Annotated in this window: 16 protein-coding genes; 10 read left to right on the top strand and 6 right to left on the bottom strand. The window is 69.6% G+C overall.

What is annotated here, in order from left to right:
• Positions 1-25: 25 nt before the first annotated feature.
• The 3 genes from BJ991_RS18575 to BJ991_RS03100 are packed head-to-tail and all read left to right on the top strand — an operon-like array spanning position 26 to position 1,880.
• Entirely contained in the window at positions 26-160 is a 135-nt protein-coding gene (locus BJ991_RS18575) for a hypothetical protein (protein WP_281363919.1), read from the top strand.
• Positions 161-182: 22 nt separating this feature from the next.
• Entirely contained in the window at positions 183-920 is a 738-nt protein-coding gene (locus BJ991_RS03105; protein WP_179487358.1) for a hypothetical protein, read from the top strand.
• A gap of 9 nt (positions 921-929) precedes the next feature.
• A complete protein-coding gene (locus BJ991_RS03100; protein ID WP_343048628.1) occupies positions 930-1,880 on the top strand; it encodes a hypothetical protein in 951 nt (316 codons plus the stop codon).
• A 3-nt stretch (positions 1,881-1,883) separates the two neighbouring features.
• Here BJ991_RS03100 and BJ991_RS03095 read toward each other — a convergent pair whose 3' ends face one another.
• Both BJ991_RS03095 and BJ991_RS03090 read right to left on the bottom strand, forming a co-directional pair.
• The gene (locus BJ991_RS03095) at positions 1,884-2,927 is read right to left on the bottom strand and encodes a 1-acyl-sn-glycerol-3-phosphate acyltransferase (RefSeq protein WP_343048627.1); all 1,044 of its coding nucleotides are present in this window, start codon (positions 2,925-2,927) and stop codon (positions 1,884-1,886) included.
• Positions 2,928-2,956: 29 nt separating this feature from the next.
• On the bottom strand, positions 2,957-3,820 hold the full coding sequence (locus BJ991_RS03090; protein ID WP_179487356.1) for a patatin-like phospholipase family protein: 864 nt from the start codon (positions 3,818-3,820) through the stop codon (positions 2,957-2,959).
• Between the two features lie 110 nt (positions 3,821-3,930).
• Between BJ991_RS03090 and BJ991_RS03085 the strand changes: the two genes are divergently transcribed.
• Genes BJ991_RS03085 through BJ991_RS03075 form a run of 3 tightly spaced genes read left to right on the top strand, consistent with a single transcriptional unit; the run spans position 3,931 to position 5,974 of the window.
• Positions 3,931-4,335 (top strand): GntR family transcriptional regulator, encoded by a 405-nt coding sequence (locus tag BJ991_RS03085; protein WP_179487355.1) that lies wholly within the window; start codon positions 3,931-3,933, stop codon positions 4,333-4,335.
• The gene (locus BJ991_RS03080; protein WP_179487354.1) at positions 4,332-5,282 is read left to right on the top strand and encodes an ABC transporter ATP-binding protein; all 951 of its coding nucleotides are present in this window, start codon (positions 4,332-4,334) and stop codon (positions 5,280-5,282) included. The genes BJ991_RS03085 and BJ991_RS03080 overlap by 4 nt, the downstream gene beginning before the upstream one ends.
• A complete protein-coding gene (locus BJ991_RS03075; protein ID WP_179487353.1) occupies positions 5,279-5,974 on the top strand; it encodes a hypothetical protein in 696 nt (231 codons plus the stop codon). The genes BJ991_RS03080 and BJ991_RS03075 overlap by 4 nt, the downstream gene beginning before the upstream one ends.
• A gap of 87 nt (positions 5,975-6,061) precedes the next feature.
• Here BJ991_RS03075 and BJ991_RS03070 read toward each other — a convergent pair whose 3' ends face one another.
• Positions 6,062-6,361: a chorismate mutase gene (locus BJ991_RS03070; RefSeq protein ID WP_179487352.1), complete on the bottom strand. Its 300-nt coding sequence runs from the start codon at positions 6,359-6,361 to the stop codon at positions 6,062-6,064.
• A gap of 79 nt (positions 6,362-6,440) precedes the next feature.
• On the opposite strand from BJ991_RS03070, the gene BJ991_RS03065 reads away from it, so the two are divergent.
• Complete coding sequence (locus BJ991_RS03065) at positions 6,441-7,622, top strand: AI-2E family transporter (protein ID WP_179487350.1); 1,182 nt, start codon at positions 6,441-6,443, stop codon at positions 7,620-7,622.
• A 34-nt stretch (positions 7,623-7,656) separates the two neighbouring features.
• Here BJ991_RS03065 and BJ991_RS03060 read toward each other — a convergent pair whose 3' ends face one another.
• Together BJ991_RS03060 and BJ991_RS03055 are read right to left on the bottom strand one after the other, a co-directional pair.
• A complete protein-coding gene (locus BJ991_RS03060; protein ID WP_343048626.1) occupies positions 7,657-8,919 on the bottom strand; it encodes a lactonase family protein in 1,263 nt (420 codons plus the stop codon).
• Positions 8,920-9,061: 142 nt separating this feature from the next.
• Complete coding sequence (locus tag BJ991_RS03055) at positions 9,062-10,348, bottom strand: adenylosuccinate synthase (protein WP_179487348.1); 1,287 nt, start codon at positions 10,346-10,348, stop codon at positions 9,062-9,064.
• A 158-nt stretch (positions 10,349-10,506) separates the two neighbouring features.
• Between BJ991_RS03055 and BJ991_RS03050 the strand changes: the two genes are divergently transcribed.
• A complete protein-coding gene (locus BJ991_RS03050) occupies positions 10,507-11,262 on the top strand; it encodes a Pr6Pr family membrane protein (protein WP_246301008.1) in 756 nt (251 codons plus the stop codon).
• 215 nt (positions 11,263-11,477) lie between these two features.
• Here the strand turns inward: BJ991_RS03050 and BJ991_RS03045 are convergent, their stop codons facing one another.
• Positions 11,478-12,431, bottom strand: coding sequence for a DUF1214 domain-containing protein (locus BJ991_RS03045; RefSeq protein ID WP_179487346.1), 954 nt, complete (start codon positions 12,429-12,431; stop codon positions 11,478-11,480).
• Between the two features lie 62 nt (positions 12,432-12,493).
• Between BJ991_RS03045 and argG the strand changes: the two genes are divergently transcribed.
• Together argG and BJ991_RS03035 are read left to right on the top strand one after the other, a co-directional pair.
• Positions 12,494-13,936, top strand: coding sequence for an argininosuccinate synthase (argG, locus tag BJ991_RS03040; RefSeq protein WP_179487344.1), 1,443 nt, complete (start codon positions 12,494-12,496; stop codon positions 13,934-13,936).
• A 214-nt stretch (positions 13,937-14,150) separates the two neighbouring features.
• On the top strand, positions 14,151-16,892 hold the full coding sequence (locus tag BJ991_RS03035) for a penicillin acylase family protein (protein WP_179487342.1): 2,742 nt from the start codon (positions 14,151-14,153) through the stop codon (positions 16,890-16,892).
• Positions 16,893-17,004 lie beyond the last annotated feature (112 nt).

Genomic DNA, 17,004 nt, shown 5'->3' with positions numbered 1-17,004 from the left:
GAGAGAGCGAACGGAGACGACTGAGATGGCTGCCGATGACGAGTACACGGGATTCGCAGACACCCGACAGCGGCGCACGCGCATCGTCGCGTGGGTCGTGATCATCTCGCTGATCCTGGTCGGCGGCGGCGCGACCGTCATCTCGCTGCTGTTCGGCTGAAGCCCGGGCTTAGCATGGCTGGGTGGAGCCGATCCTCCTCTTCCTCGCCGACTGGTGGTGGGCCGCTCCGACCGCGGCGGCCCTCGGCGGCGCGGTCTACGCCGGGGTGACGACCCGCAGCCGGCGCGCGCGTCGCCTCGAGCTCGACGCCGCTCGCCACGAGGAGAGGCAGGCGTACCTCGCGCTCGTCGACGCGAAGGCCCGACTCCGTCACGCGCGATCGAACGCGATCGCCGCGCGAGCCGAGGAGCCTTCCCCGCTGCTCGGCGCCGTGCTCCCGACCACGTCCGCGGCGATCGAGGCCCGGCGACAGCTGAGCGAGGCGAAGCGCGCCGAGAGGGCGGCATCGCTCACCCTGCGCGCCACCCGCACGCGCATCAAGGCCGTCCAGGCGCAGTACAGCGCAGGGTCGCGCTCGGATCCGCTGCCCATCGACCGGCTGACCTCGGCGCACGACGGCATCAACGCGCGGTGGATGGACTACGAGACGGATCCCGCGCTCGCACTGGCGTTTCCCCAGATGCTGGACTCGCGGCATCCGGCGACTCTCGCGTTCTTCCGCGCCCAGCGCGAAGCCGGGCGCCTGCGGCCGTCGCAGCGCGAGCGCGTCACGCCGCAGCAGTACGTCGAGTACCGCGCGGCGGTGCACGCGCTGGCCGCCGCGCTCGAGGCGGCCGAACGGCAGGCGGGGGTCTTCGGAGCCCCACGGGCGCAGATCCGCCGGGGGCCCGACCGCGACGCCCCCGGCCGACCTCAGTAGCATGACAGGGTGGAGCCGTTATTCGACTTCCTCCGGCAGTACTGGTGGCTGATCTTCCCCACCATGTTCGTGCTGGGTGGAATCGGCAGTGCGTGGGAGCGCGGTGCCCGCCGCCGGCACAGGCGGCGTCTCGAGGTGCTCAAGGCCAAGGCTGAGCTGAAGGCCGCGCAGGCCGCCGCGCGCGCCGGAACGGGCGCGGTCCCGATCCCGGCCGTGGGCGCCGCTGCGCGGGCGAGCGCCCCACCCAAGCCCTCCGCCGACTCGATGTCGGCCGAGCTCGACCGCCTCTTCGCGGAGCACGACGCCACGACCGCCCGCTGGCTCGAGTACGAGCTCGACATCGCGAAGCTCATCGCGTTCCCGGCGATGAGCGACGGGCGCCAGCCGCTGACGGCGGCGTTCCTGCGCGCGAAGCGCGTGGCCGACGGTCTGCGACCGGCGTCGTCGAAGGCCCGCATCACGCCCGAGCAGCTCGCCGAGTACCGCAACGCCGTGACCGATTACGAGGTCGCGTTCGATGTCGCCGAGCGCGACGCCCGCCGACTGCGCGACTCGTCGTTCTCGGCGGGCGAGCGCAAGCGCCTCGACACGGCCAAGCAGCTCCTGACGGTCGCGGTCGATCAGGCGGCGACACCAGCCGAGCGGCAGCTCGCCTACCGCCGCGTGCGAGAGGAGCTCGACGGGCTCATCCTGCTGTCCGACGAGGCGATCGAGGTGCTCGAGAAGAAGGTCATGCTCGAGCTGGGTCCGGGAGCGCCGGGGTCCGCCGGTGCGAAGGGCGCGGCATCCGCGTCGCCTGCCGCATCATCTTCCGAGACAGACTCGGATGCCACGGCCCAGCCCCACCCGGTCGGCGACGCCGCCCCATGGCCGGTGCCCTCGCGCCGATCGTCTCCCACGCCGTCTCCGTCGCCGCGGCAGGCGCCCGAGCCGGGTCGCGGCGAGCGCCCGTCGTCCTGACCGTCAGTCCGCCCGCGGTGCGTCGTCGTGCGCGTCGATCCACGCGTCGAGGCGCTCGAACCACCCGAAGAGCCACTCCGCCTGGGCATCCGGCTCGGCCGGGATGTCCGCGCGTGGGATGCGCCACGCGCGCATCCTGATGCGCTTCTCCATCGGAAGCTCGCGCCAGAGGTCGTGCATCGACGAGAGCCGCTCGAGACCCGTATGCGCGATGAGCACCACGTCCGAGTCCGGCGCCGCCGTGAGCGCCGCGTGCACACCGCCGGGCTGCGGCGGCATGACGTGGCGCAGCGCTTCGGCGCGGACCGCCATGTCGGTGCGGCCCGCCTTGCGCAGCCGCTCGATGCGGCTGATCCGCCGGAGCGGGGTGGCCTGACCGCCCTCGGGGAAGATGACGAGCGCGTCGTCGCCCGCCAGCCCCTCGGCGAGCGCCCCGATCTGCGCCTCCACGGCGCGGCCGCCGCCGATCGCGACCTTCGCGAAGCCCGACGGCACGATGAACCGAGTGGGAATCCGGTTGAGCAGAACGTCGATCGCCGGGTCCCATTGGAGCGTGTCCTTGAGCACGATGCGCGGCATCCGCCCCACTCCGTTCAGCATCGTGTGCACGACGATGAACGAATCGCCCGGCCCTCCGTGGCGGCTCGCCACGACGAGCGGCAGGTCGTGGTCGAAGAGCTCGACGAACTCGTCGTGGGCGAGCGCGGTGTCCGCGGCATCCGACCCTGCCGTCACGACGTGCAGGCGCAGGACCGCCTCGAAGATCCAGAACAGCACGCGCAGGAAGAAGGCGGCGAGGCGATAGTGCGCGCGCACGAAGGCGGGCGATCGCAGCTTCCAGCCGAACCCCGACGCGAGCCACAGCGCCAACAGGCACACGAGCAGTGCCGCGTCCCACACGACGTAGACGAACACGAGCCACACGATCCGCGGAGCGCGCATATGGCGGGGGATGAGCGACAGCAGCGCGAAGAAGATCAGCCAGCCGACCGGGATGAGCACGAGCAGCACGAGCCCCAGGATCACCACCAAGGGAGCGATCACCACTCGTCGCACCCACTTCGGCGGCACGCGCATCACGCGCGCCCTTCGCCGGCGGCCGCGCGACCGCGAGCGTCGAGCTCGTCGAGGTACGCGCGACTCGCCTCGAACGCCTGGTCGATGCGCCGTCGCACGGTCGTCATGCGCCGGTATGCCATGAGCGAGTCGTCCCCGTCGAGCGGTCCGCCCGACGGCAGCAGGTGCAGTTCCACGCCCTCCGGGAGCGAGGCGAGATCGCGCGCGTACCGGTGGCGCCGCGCGATCTCGAACGCGACGCGCGCCGTGTCGAGCGCGGTCTTCGGTGCGGTGAGCGGCGCCTCGACGCGACCCACTTGGAGCACGAACACGGTCCGCGCACCCGCGCGCACCGCCTGCTCGATCGGGATCGAGTTCACGATGCCGCCGTCGACGTAGTGCTCGCCGTCGATCTCGACGGCCGGCAGCAGGCCCGGCACCGCGGACGAGGCGAGGATCGCCGGGATGAGCGGTCCCGAGTCGAACACGTGCTCGGCCGCCCGCTCGATGCTCGCGGCGACGACCTGCAGCGGGACGGGCAGCCCCTCGAACGTCGTGTCCTCGCCGAGGGCGCGCTCGAGGATCTCGCGCAGCGGCGCCGGCGAGTTCAGGTGCGTCTTCGTGCGCAGGAACCGGCGGAACTGCGTGAACAGCGACTCCCCGTACACGGCGCCCGCCTCGGGCGAAGTCCATGCGGCCATGAGCGCCTCGACCACCGCCGGGGTAGGGTCTGCCGCGACGAGGGCGCCGTTGATCGCACCGATCGAGGTGCCGACGACATGGTCGGGACGGATTCCCCGCTCCAGCAGCGCCCGCAGCATGCCGATCTCGACGGCGCCGCGGATGCCGCCACCGCCGAGCACGAATGAGACGGGTCGCCGCATCCGGCCCTCCTCTCGCCGCTCTCAGGATGTCACCCCGGCTCGCAGTTGACACGCAACGGGGTTGTATGGTTACTTAGTCGAGTAATGCACCACCGAACCAGGGAGCACGTGTGATCGAAGAGGGGCGACCGCTCTACGTGCAGATCGCGGAGAGCGTCGGAGACGCCATCGTCGACGGCAGCCTGGCCGAAGAGTCGCAGGCTCCATCGACGAATGAGCTCGCCGCCTTCCATCGCATCAATCCCGCAACCGCAGCGAAGGGGATCGCCATGCTCGTCGACCGGGGCGTGCTCTACAAGCGCCGCGGCATCGGCATGTTCGTCGCGACTGGAGCGCGCGAGATGCTGCTCGCCGAGCGACGGACGGCGTTCGCCGACAACTTCATCGAGCCGCTGATGACCGAGGCGCGGAGGCTGGGCTTCACGCCCGATGACGTCGCGCGCCTCATCCGCGAACGCGACGCCGAACTGCCCTCGAAACCGAACCAGACCACCACCGAAGGGACGATCCGATGACCTCCGTGATCGAGGTGACGAGTCTCACGAAGCGCTACCGCGACACGCTCGCGGTCGACGACGTGAGCTTCTCGATCGAGAAAGACACCATCTACGGCCTGCTCGGGCGCAACGGCGCCGGAAAGACCACCGTGATGTCGATCCTCACGGCGCAGAACTTCCCGACACGCGGCGACCTGCGCGTGTTCGGCGAGCATCCGTACGAGAACGCACGCGTGCTCAGCCGCATGTGCTTCGTGCGCGAGAGCCAGAAGTACCCCGACGACGCGATGCCGCGCCACGCGTTCGACACGGCTCGACTCTTCTTCCCGAACTGGGACCAGGAGTTCGCCGAGCGCCTCATCGACGACTTCCAGCTGCCCGTCAAGCGCCGCATCAAGAAGCTCTCGCGCGGTCAGCTCTCGGCCGTCGGGGTCATCATCGGGCTCGCGTCGCGCGCCGAGATCACGTTCTTCGACGAGCCGTACCTCGGACTCGACGCCGTCGCGCGCCAGATCTTCTACGATCGCCTGCTCGAGGACTACGCCGAGCACCCCCGCACGGTGATCCTCTCGAGCCACCTGATCGACGAGGTCTCGAACCTCATCGAGAAGGTGCTCGTGATCGATCGCGGGCGCATCATCATGGATGAAGACACGGATGCCGTGCGCGACCGCGCCACGAACATCGTCGGCGACTCCGCCGCAGTCGAGGCATTCGTCGCCGGACGCGAGGTGATCCACCGCGAGAGCCTCGGGCACGTCTCCAGCGTGACCGTCCTCGGCACGCTCACGGCCGCCGAGCGGGGGCGCCTCGCCGCGGCCGGACTCGACCTCGCCCCGGTGTCGCTGCAGCAGCTCATCGTGCGCTTGACGCAGCACGTCTCGGGCACGGCGGCCGGCGCCGCCGCATCCGCCTCTGCGGCCTCCTCCACCGACGCCGACCTCGACGAAGGAGCTCTGCGATGAACCGCACCGTCAACGTCGTCCGCATGCAGCTGATCAACCGCCAGACCTACATCTGGGTGCCTCTCATGGTGCTCGGCGGTTCATTGCTGATCACCCTCGCGATCTACGCCATCATCCGCAACGCCGGCGCCGACAGCCCGCTGTACGGCGGCGGCGCCCAAGCCCCCCTGTGGTACTTCGCGGTCGTGGGCGTGCAGTCGCTCACGCTCACGTTTCCGTTCTCGCAGGCGATGAGCGTAACGCGGCGCGAGTTCTACCTCGGAACGCTGCTCGCCGCCGCGATGACCGGAGCGATCCTCTCCGCGGTGTTCGTGATCGGCGGTGTCATCGAGAACGCCACCGGCGGGTGGGGCATGAACGGCTACTTCTTCTACCTGCCATGGATCTGGGAGGCGGGCCCGCTCGGCGCCGCCCTGTTCTTCTTCGCGGTCACGATGCTGTTCTTCGTCGTCGGATTCTGGGCGGCGACGATCTACAAGCGGTTCGGATCGGTCGTGCTCACAGCCGTCCTCGCGGGGATCGCGGCCCTCCTGGTGCTCGGGATGTTCCTCACCGGACTGCTCGAGGCGTGGGGGCAGGTGTTCGGCTGGATCGGCGCCCAGGGCGCGCTCGGCCTCGGTCTGTGGGGGCTGCTCCTCGGCGCGGTGCTCGCGGCGATCTCGTTCCTCACGCTGCGGCGTGCGGTGCCCTGAGACGCCTCGGGAATCGGGCTTCGCCCGGGGAAACGGATGCCTCGGCCCCAACGCGGGTCGGGGCATCCGCTCTTTCCGCCGCCGGTTTCAGCGGCCGTTGGCGACGGCGGTGTGGTGACGGATCACCTCGGCCACGACGAACGTGAACCACTTCTGCGCGAACTCGGGGTCGAGGTCGGCGTCTTCGGCCAGACGGCGCAGACGGGCGATCTGCTGCTCCTCCCGCGCGGGGTCGGAGGGCGGGAGCCCGTGCTCGGCCTTGAGCTCGCCGACCTGCTTCGTGCAGCGGAACCGCTCCGCGAGGAGATAGATGAGGGCGGCGTCGATGTTGTCGATACTGGCCCGCAGTCGCAGCAGAGTGCCCGTCGGGTCGGCGTCGTCTGTCATGGCGTCCTCCTCGACCTCCGACGATACCGGTGCCCTCGGGTTCCGGCGCGGTGAGGGCGCGCGGTCCTAGAGTGTTCGCATGAGCGACGGCACGGCGAGCCCTGGTCCTGAATCCGTCGCAGCCGATCCGGCTGCCGGCACAGATGCGGCGGTTGCCGACCCCGCCGTCTCGATCTTCGACGCTCCACCACCCCAGGCGTCACCTCCCGCGCGATTGGCGCACATCAACCATCCGGTCGCCCTCGGCTTCTTCATCACGCTGGGCGGTCTGTTCGCGTTCGTGCTCGGCGTCGCGGTCTCGAACCTGTCGACGATCATCATCTACATCGTCTTCGCCCTGTTCGCCGCTCTCGGACTCGACCCGATCGTGCGCTGGTTCGAGCGGCGCAATGTGAAGCGGCCATGGGCCATCGTCATCGTCTATGCGGCGTTCGCCGTCGTCATGATCGTCGCCCTGTGGCTGATCGTGCCTGCTGTCGTCACGCAGATCGCACAGTTCATCGGCTCCATCCCCGAAATGGTGGACGACTTCGAGTCATCCGACCTGTACGCGTGGCTGCAGGCGAATGTCGGCGATCAGATCGGCACGATTCTCAGCGAGGTCGAGGGCTTCCTGACGAATCCCGCGAACATCGCCGCGATCGGCGGAGGCATTCTCCGGATCGGCGTGGGAGTCGCCACCACGATCTCGGGTCTCATCATCGTGCTGGTGCTGAGCCTGTACTTCCTCGCGTCGCTGCCGGTCATCAAGGAGTCGTTCAATCGATTCGCGCCGGCCCGCAACCGCGCGAAGGTCGCGAGCATGACCGAGGAGATCACCGATTCCATCGGCGGCTACCTCATGGGGATGGTGATCCTCGCCTTCTGCAACTCGGTCGTGGCGTTCATCCTGCACCTCGCACTCGGACTGCCGTTCCCGGCGCTCATGGCGGTGCTCGCCTTCGCGATCACGCTGATACCGCTCATCGGCTCGGTGCTGTACTGGGTCATCGCCACGACGGTCGCGCTCTTCACGGGATGGGTGCCGGCGCTCATCTTCGCCGCCATCTACCTCGTGTACATGCAGATCGAGGCATACCTGCTCACCCCACGCGTGATGAACAAGACGATCTCGGTGCCGGGGGCGCTCGTCGTCATCGGCGCACTCGTCGGCGGCACGCTGCTCGGCCTGCTCGGCGCTCTCGTCGCGATCCCGGTGACGGCGTCGATCCTGCTCATCATCAAGCAGGTGCTCATTCCGAGGCAGGACGCGAAGGAGTAGCGGGCTGCCGCCGGCGCCCCCGGTGCGCCCGTGGTCAACGCGCCGGAAGGATGCAGGACGGCGACGGCACCTCCGCGCGGTGCCGCACGCGCCCGGGAGCTCCGGTGCGCTCGTCGAGCGTGAGCGACACGACCTCGTTGGAGCGCTGGCCCGCGACCAGCAGGGTGTCGCGGACCAAGAGGTGATGGCGGGGCCAGTCGACCCCCGAGTCGGCGAGGGCCACCGGCTCCACCGTCTCGCCCGCGCCGCGCACGCGCAGCGTCGCGATCGTGTTCGAGCCGCGCAGACCGGCGTAGAGGAACTGCCCGTCGCGCGACATCGCGAGCTCGGCACCGGTGTCGCCGAGGCCGGCCGCCGGCGATGCGGCGGTGCCCGCGAGCACGCGCCACCGACCCTCGCGATCGCGCCCGAGCGTGAAGACCTCGCCCGAGAACTCGGTCACGACGTGGAGGTGCCCGCTCGGGTGCACGACCATATGCCGCGGACCGCATCCCTTCGGCAGGACGACCTCGTGGTCGAGGCGCAACCCGGTGGCGGTGTCGCGCCAGATGCGCACGAGGTCGAACCCGAGGTCGGTCGTCGCGATGCGGCCATCCGGCAGGAACGCCGCCGCGTGCGCGCGCGAGGTGCGCGCGGGCTCCTCCGCGGCATCGGTCCCGGGCTCGGGCGCGGGCGCGGCGTCGTGGTCGGGCACGAAGTGCGCATACTCCTCACCCGCAGCCTCGCGCAGCGCGCGGGCGGCCGCCGCGAGGTCGATGGCACCGGCCGACGCGAATGTCGCCGCGGATGCCTCGTCGGAGTCGTCGCCGTAGGGGTCGGATGCCGCGGCCGCCGTCACCGGCCGCCCAGGCCGCCCCGCGGCATCGAGCGCGACCCGCACGACCTTGCCGTCGCCCCACGCGGAGGCGACGAGCGACGACGCGTCCGGCGCGACCGCGACGTGGCACACGGTGTCTCCCACCGGAACGGGCGCGCCGAGGTACTCCAGCTCGGAGTCGCCCGCACGGCGCAGGGCGACGACCTGCGCGGAGCCTTCGAGCGCGGCGTACACGACATCGAGTCGCGGATGCGCCGCCAGCCACGACGGCGAGCCCATCGCCGCGGGGTCGCGCGCGATCGAAGGGTCGGCTGCTGCGGCATCCGGAATCTCGTCCTCGCGGCGCGCGCGCACGACACCGCCCGTGTACGCGAGCGGACCGCCCGCGAGAGGGTCGTCCGGAGCGCCCGCAAGCAGACCGCCGATGCCGCGCGCGGAGCCCTCCATCTCGGGCGTGTACCCGCCGAGCCAGAACCTCACGCGCTCCCCTTCCGAACCCTCGCCGAGATCAGGACATCCGGCGAGGACAGGACGATCCCGGCCGGAACCTCCTGCGCACACCGGATGTCCTGATCCGGGCGAAGGGAAACGGGCTCGCGGTGCACCGACACGAGCGCCCCGATCAGTCGATGAGGTCGTGCCGCACGACCACCGCGTCGCGTGCGGCGCCGACGCCGATGACGGAGATGCGGGTTCCGCTCATCTCCTCGAGCGCGAGCACGTAGTCGCGCGCGGCCTGAGGCAGGTCGTCGAACGAGCGCGCGGTGCTGATGTCTTCGCTCCAGCCCGGGAAGTACTCGTAGATCGGCTTCGCGTGGTGGAAGTCGGACTGGCTGACCGGGACGTCGTCGAACCGCTCGCCCTCGACGTGGTAGGCGACGCACACGGGGATCTGCTCGAGCCCGGTGAGGATGTCGAGCTTCGTGAGCACGAGGTCGGTGATGCCGTTGATGCGCGTCGCGTAGCGCGTGAGGGGCGCGTCGTACCAGCCGACGCGGCGCGGACGGCCGGTCGTCGTGCCGAACTCGAAGCCGCGCGAGCGCAGCCAGTCGCCCTTCTCGTCGTGCAGCTCGGTGGGGAAGGGGCCCGACCCGACGCGCGTGGTGTACGCCTTCACGATCCCGACGATGCGATCGAGGCGGTTGGGGCCGACGCCCGAGCCCGTCGCGGCGCCGCCCGCGGTCGCCGACGACGACGTCACGAACGGGTACGTGCCGTGGTCGACGTCGAGCATCGTCGCCTGCCCGCCCTCGAACACCACGACGTCGCCGCTGTCGAGCGCGTCGTTGAGGAGCAGGGACGTGTCGGCGACGAGCGGACGCAGGCGCTCGACGTACGACAGCAGGTCTTCGACGACCTCGTCGACCGTGATCGCGCGGCGGTTGTAGACCTTGAGCAGGAGGTGGTTCTTCTGGTCGAGGGCGCCCTCGACCTTCTGGCGCAGGATGTTCTCGTCGAACAGGTCCTGCACGCGGATGCCGACGCGGTTGATCTTGTCGGCGTACGCCGGCCCGATGCCTCGACCCGTCGTTCCGATCTGACGCTTGCCGAGGAAGCGCTCGGTCACCTTGTCGAGCGTCCGGTGGTACTGCGTGATGATGTGCGCGTTCGCGCTCACGCGCAGGCGGGAGGTGTCGACGCCGCGGGCGTGCAGCGCCTCGAGTTCGGCGAAGAGCACCTCGAGGTCGACGACGACGCCGTTGCCGATGACGGCGTTCACGCCCGGCGAGAGGATGCCCGACGGAAGCAGGTGCAGCGCGTACTTCTCATCGCCGATCACGACGGTGTGGCCCGCGTTGTTGCCGCCGTTGAACTTGACGACCCAGTCGGTGCGATCGCCGAGCAGGTCAGTGGCTTTGCCCTTGCCCTCGTCTCCCCACTGCACTCCGACGATCACGATGCCTGGCATGGGCTCTCCCCCGCTTGCGGACGGTTACACCCCATCCTATCGACGCGCCCCGGATGCCCCGCCCATCGGGTCCCCGGGAGCCATCGGTGCCGCGGCGCGACGGCGCGGCATCCGCGAAATCCCCCGGTCAGCAGTCATTGCGCCGCTAAGGTGAGCGCATGCGAAGCACGACGATGGCGTCCGTCTGGTCGGCCGCTCGCGCCGTGATGGCGCTGGCGATCATCGCGGCGGTCGTCGCCCAGCTCGCGAAGTCGGTCGGCACGGCCGCCGAGCTCGGGCGCGACGTCTCGGTCACGATCGTGAACTTCTTCAGCTTCTTCACGATCCTCTCGAACACCGCCGCAGCGGGCGTGCTGTTGTGGGCCGTGGTCTGGTACTGGAGGCGAGGACGAAAGGCGGATGCCGAGCCGGCACCCCTCGCGGTCGCGCTCACGTGCGTGAGCACGTACATGGTCGTCACGGGGGTCGTCTACAACACGCTGCTGCGCAACATCGAGCTGCCGCAGGGGAGCGAGCCGATCCCGTGGTCGAACGAGATCCTGCACCTGATCGGACCGGTCTTCCTCCTGGTCGATGTCTTCGTCGGACCCCCCCGGCGCCGTGTGCCGTGGTCGACCGTCTGGATCGTCGCCGCGTTCCCGATCCTGTGGGCGGTGTACACGCTGGCCCGTGGTCCCCTCACGGTGAACCCCGTCACGGGCGATCCGTACTGGTATCCGTACCCGTTTCTCAACCCGAACAACACGGCCCTCGAGCCCATCCCGGGGTACCCCGGCGTCGCCGTCTACGTCGTCGCGATCGCGGCAGTCATCCTCGGCATCGGCGCGCTCGTCGTGTGGTGGCGCCGGCGAACAGGCGTGGGCGAGACGGATGCCGCAGCCGCACCCGAGCAGGAACCGGCGGTGGCCCCGTAGGCGGTGATCCCGGTACCCTCAGGCGCGCCCGCTGCAGTCAGGCGCGCCCGAGGTTTTCCCAAGATCGGAAGGCCTTGGACCCCAGCCCTTGAACCCCCCAGCGTCACGTCTTCGGCCCCCAGTGCCGGCGTGACGAATGCCAGACTAGCTTGTCCCCCATTTGGGGGACATACAGCCGCGTCGCTCTCTCAGGAAACTTTCAGTTTTCGTCGCGATCAGTGGTCAGGAGCGTCCACCAGCTCGGGCAGTCTCCACGCTCCGTCGAAGAACTCGGCCCGCGGGCGGTAGAGCCTCAAGAGGTAGTTCCAGCCCTCGGGGACGGGTATCGCGTTCGGCTCGCCGGCGTCGCCCGGCGGCCGGAATCGCACGGTGATCGCACCGTCGGCATCGGGAACTCCTGTGATGCTGTTCACGGTATAGCGGCCCTCGTCGTTCTTCTCGAAGAAGCCCTCTGCGTTGTACACCGAGATCGACCAGAACGCGTCGACCGGCACGTCGCGCAGCGTGAGGTCGTAGCGCCCGACGGGCCGCTGCGGATCGAAGCCGACATACGACGCCTCGCTCGACGGCAACCCTCCCCAGCCGGCCGCCGTGCCGATGAGGTGGCGCACCGGATCGACCTCGCCGGCCCCGCCGAACATGCGGTCGAACCCGCGGAGTCCGGCGGCGAGTTGAAGCAGCGCCGCGCGGGTGGCGTCCATCGAGGCGATGTCGTAGTCGGGCAGTTCGAAGGGCCGGGCGGATGCCGCCTCCACTCCGATCTCGTCCTGCACCGCGGCGACCGCCGCGATGTCCTCGGGGTCGCGCGGGTCGACGAGCGTGCGCACCGCGACGAGCGCGTAGTCGGAGTCCGGCGCGAGCGCCGCGAGATCGTAGCGACCGGCGCCGTGCAGCACCGCCCGCACGTGGTGGTCGCGGTCGACGATCATGGCCGAGAGGTAGCGGGTGCCGGCATCCGGCAATGTCAGCGTCGCGCCACCGCTGAGGTCGACGACCGCGAAGCTGTAGAGGGTGTCTCGGTTCAGGCGGATGACCGTCTGCTCGTCGATCGACGCCGGCTGCCGGTTGTGGCGGAACATGCTGACACCGCCGGCATCGCGCTGGATGTCGTGGAACATGCGATCGTTCTCGGCGCGGACGAAGTTGTCCGCGTTCACGTGAATCGTCATGGCATCACTCTGGCCGAGGGTGGCCCATGGGCGCCAGGCACGGCGCAACTAGACTGGAATCCATGTCCAAAGTGCTCCAGTCCCTGCCCATCAGCGAGCGCGTCGGCATCGCCTTCTCGGGCGGACTGGACACCTCCGTCGCGGTGGCGTGGATGCGCGACAAGGGCGCGATCCCCTGCACGTACACGGGCGACCTCGGACAGCCCGACGAAGACGACATCGAGTCGATCCCCGAGCGCGCGCTCACCTACGGCGCCGAGGTGTCGCGGCTCGTCGACTGCAAGCCCGCGCTCGTCGAAGAGGGCTTCGGAGCGCTCGCGTGCGGTGCGTTCCACATCCGCTCCGCAGGCCGCACGTACTTCAACACGACGCCGATCGGCCGCGCCGTGACGGGCACGCTGCTCGTCCGCGCGATGAAGGCGGACGGCGTCGACATCTGGGGCGACGGCTCCACCTACAAGGGCAACGACATCGAGCGGTTCTACCGCTACGGCCTGCTCGCCAACCCCGCGCTGCGCATCTACAAGCCGTGGCTCGACGCCGACTTCGTGCGCGAGCTCGGCGGCCGCAAAGAGATGAGCGAATGGCTGGTCGCGCACGGATTCCCGTACCGCGACTCGGCGGAGAAGGCGTACTCGACGGATGCCAACATCTGGGGCGCCACGCACGAGGCGAAGACCCTCGAGCACCTCGACGTGTCGCTCGAGACGGTCGAGCCCATCATGGGCGTGCGCTTCTGGGACCCGTCGGTCCAGATCGAGGCCGAAGACGTCACGGTGACCTTCGAGGCCGGCCGCCCGGTCGCGCTCAACGGGGTCGAGCACTCCGACGGCGTCGCACTCGTGCACGAGGCGAACCGCATCGGCGGTCGCCACGGCCTCGGCATGAGCGACCAGATCGAGAACCGCATCATCGAGGCCAAGTCGCGCGGCATCTACGAGGCGCCGGGCATGGCGCTCCTGTTCATCGCGTACGAGCGCCTGGTCAACGGCATCCTCAACGAAGACACGCTCGCGACCTACCACGAGCAGGGCCGCCGCCTCGGACGCCTCATGTACGAAGGCCGCTGGCTCGAGCCGCAGTCGCTCATGCTGCGCGAGTCGATCCAGAAGTGGGTGGGCTCGACCATCACGGGCACCGTCACCCTGCGGCTGCGCCGCGGCGAGGACTACACGATCCTCGACACCACCGGCCCCGGCCTCTCGTACCACCCCGAGAAGCTCTCGATGGAGCGCGTCGGCGACGCGGCGTTCGGCCCCACGGACCGCATCGGCCAGCTCACGATGCGCAACCTCGACATCGCCGACTCGCGCTCGCGCCTCGAGTACTACGCCTCCGCCGGAATCATCGGCGGCGCGACGGGCGAGCTCGTCGGGCGCCTGCACCCGGGCGAGGCAGGCGAGATCACCGAGCACGCCGAAGCCTACAGCGCCGAGCGCGAAGAGCTCGCAGAGGCGACGGATGCCGCGAACGAGGCATCCGCGTTCGACCTCGGCACCGACTGACGCCCCCGTATTCCGCAGTCTGCCGCGGGTCGAGCAGCCGCGCAGCGGCGCATCGAGACCACATTCCGGCACCCGTTCACCGGTCATTGTCCTGCGCCGCTGGGCTGGGCGCGTTAGGATTCCCCGACGGTGCGTGCGACCCGAACGCACGACACCGGGGTTCGCGGTGCACGACACCGCGTACCGTTCCTCGCCGACCCGCGAAAGAACTTCGATGCTGAAGACACAGACCGAATCCGAAACGGACCATCCGGCGTTCATCGAGACCGCCGAACAGCCGAAGCCCCACAAGCGGTCGGTCGGCCGCAAGGTCGGCATCACGCTCTACAGCATCGTCGCGGGCATCGTCGTGATCGCCCTCATCGCCGTCGGCGCGATCGTCTGGACGATCCAGCGCTCCTTCCCGCAGCTCGACGGCGAGCTCGTCCTGTCCGGACTCAACGGCGAGGTCACCGTCCAGCGCGATGAGCTCGGCGTCCCCGTCATCACCGCCGCCGACACGCACGACCTCTTCTTCACGCAGGGCTTCGTCCACGCGCAGGACCGCTTCTGGGAGATGGACTTCCGCCGACACGTCACGAACGGCCGCCTGTCGGAGCTGTTCGGTGAGTCACAGCTCGGCACCGACATGTTCCTGCGCACGCTCGGATGGCATCAGATCGCCGAGCAGGAGGTCGAGCTGCTCGACGAGACGACGCGCGCCTACTACGAGGCGTACGCCGACGGCGTGAACGCCTACCTCGCGGGCCACAAGGGCCCGGATGCATCGTTCGAGTACGCGGTGCTCGGCCTGCAGAACTCCGACTACAAGATCGAGCCGTGGACGGCGGCGGACTCCGTGGCGTGGCTCAAGGCGATGGCCTGGGACCTCCGGTCCAACATCGAGGAGGAGACCGAGCGCGCGATCGTCGCGAGCGAGCTCACCGAGGCGCAGATGGCGGGGCTCTACCCGTCGTACCCGTTCGACCGCAATCCGGTCATCGTGCCCGAGATCTCGGAGAACGCCCCGGCGCCCTCGGAGGTGCCGTCGCCGATCAACCCGGAGACCGCGGATGCCGAGGCTGAAGCCGAGGGCGAAGGCGGCGACGCAGCGGGTGAGGTGTCGCGCGGGGCATCCGTCTCGGCTGACGCGTCGGCCTCTGTCGAAGCGGCCGGCGCCGCCGCCGCGTTCGACTGGCACGAGGTCACGGGTCTCATCGAGTCCGTGAGCGACCTCGTCGGCCCGGTCGGCGAGGGCATCGGCTCGAACTCGTGGGTCGTGTCGGGCGATCTGACCGAGAGCGGGCTGCCCCTGCTCGCGAACGACCCCCACCTCGGCGCGTCGCTGCCGAGCGTGTGGCACCAGGTGGGTCTGCGCTGCGCCGAGCTCACCGACGAGTGCCCCTTCGACGTCGCGGGTTTCGGCTTCTCAGGTGTTCCGGGGGTGGTGATCGGCCACAACGACCGGGTCGCGTGGGGCTTCACGAACCTGACGACCGACGTGACCGACCTCTACCTCGAGAAGATCGAGGGCGATGCGTACTGGCGTGACGGCGCTCTCGTGCCGCTCGAAGAGCGCACCGAGACGATCCGCGTCGCGGGCGGGGAGGACGTCGAGCTGACGATCCGCAACACCGTCAACGGCCCGATCGTGTCGGGTCTGACCGACGACTTCACCGCGGTGGGCGCAGACCCGTACGTCGGCACGAATGGCGTGATCACCGAGCCGGTCAACCCGCCGGCCGGCGAGTACGCGGTGAGCCTGAAGTGGACGGCCCTCACCCCGGGCACAACGGCATCCGCGATCTTCACGATGAACCGCGCCCGCGGCTTCGCGGACTTCCGGCTGGCCGCATCGCACTTCGACGTGCCCGCGCAGAACCTCATCTATGCCGACATCGACGGCAACATCGGCTACCAGACCCCGGGCAAGCTGCCCATGCGCGGAGCCGGCGACGGCACGATGCCCCAGCCGGGCTGGGATTCGGCGTACGACTGGCAGGGCTTCATCCCGTTCGAGGAGCTCCCGGTCGCCTACAACCCCGACCAGGGCTTCATCGTCACGGCGAACAACGCGATCGTTCCCGACGAGTACCCGCACTTCCTCACGCGGGACTGGGACCACGGATTCCGCGCCGCGCGCATCACCGAGATGATCCAGCGCCAGGTCGCCAACGGCGAGCTCACCGCCGCGGACATGCAGGCCATCCAGGCCGACGACGACTTCTTCATGGGCAAGCGCCTGACCGCCGAGTTCATGGAGCTCGACACGGGCGACGCGAAGACGGATGCCGCACTCCAGCTCCTGCGCGAGTGGGACGCGCAGAACGAGGCCGCCTCCGCGGCCGCGGCGTATGCGAACGTCCTGTGGGACGAGCTTGTGCAGAGCCTCTTCGTGCGCGGGCGCGAGAACCCGGCGCCGGTGACCGACCAGAGCCGCCTGTTCGTCGTCGTCGACCGGCTGCTGGACGACGAGACCTCCGAGTGGTGGACGAACGCGTCGCTGCGCGTGTCGAGCCAGCACGAGATGCTCACACACGTCGCCGAGGCCGCGTACGACCGGCTCGTCGAACTGCAGGGCGACAACCCCGCGAAGTGGAATTGGGGCTCGCTGCACGCGCTCACCCTGCGTAACGACACCTTCGGATCGTCCGGCATCGCGCCGATCGAGTGGCTGTTCAACCGCGGGCCGTTCCCGGTGAGTGGTGGCTCGTCGGTCCCGAACGCGACCGGCTGGGTCATCGGCGAGGGCTTCCAAACCGTCACTGTGCCGTCGATGCGCATGATCGTCGACCTGTCGGACTTCGACGCGTCCAGCTGGAACCACCTGACCGGCACGAGCGGCCACGCGTTCCACCCCAACTACATCGACCAGACCGAGACATGGCAGAAGGCCGAAACGACCCCGTGGGCGTACTCGCCCGACGCCGTCGACGCCGCGACGACCAACGTCCTCACGCTCCTGCCAGGGCGCTGAGGCTGCGAAGGAGAAGCCCCGACCTCCCGCCGAGATTGCGCTTGAACGCGGACACCAGCCCCCCAAACGACCGCAGTTCGCGCGATCTCGGCGGGACCTTCGCCGGTCCGGC

Source organism: Microbacterium immunditiarum (genome assembly GCF_013409785.1).
Taxonomy (GTDB): domain Bacteria; phylum Actinomycetota; class Actinomycetes; order Actinomycetales; family Microbacteriaceae; genus Microbacterium; species Microbacterium immunditiarum.
This window is presented reverse-complemented; position numbering and strand designations above follow the sequence as displayed.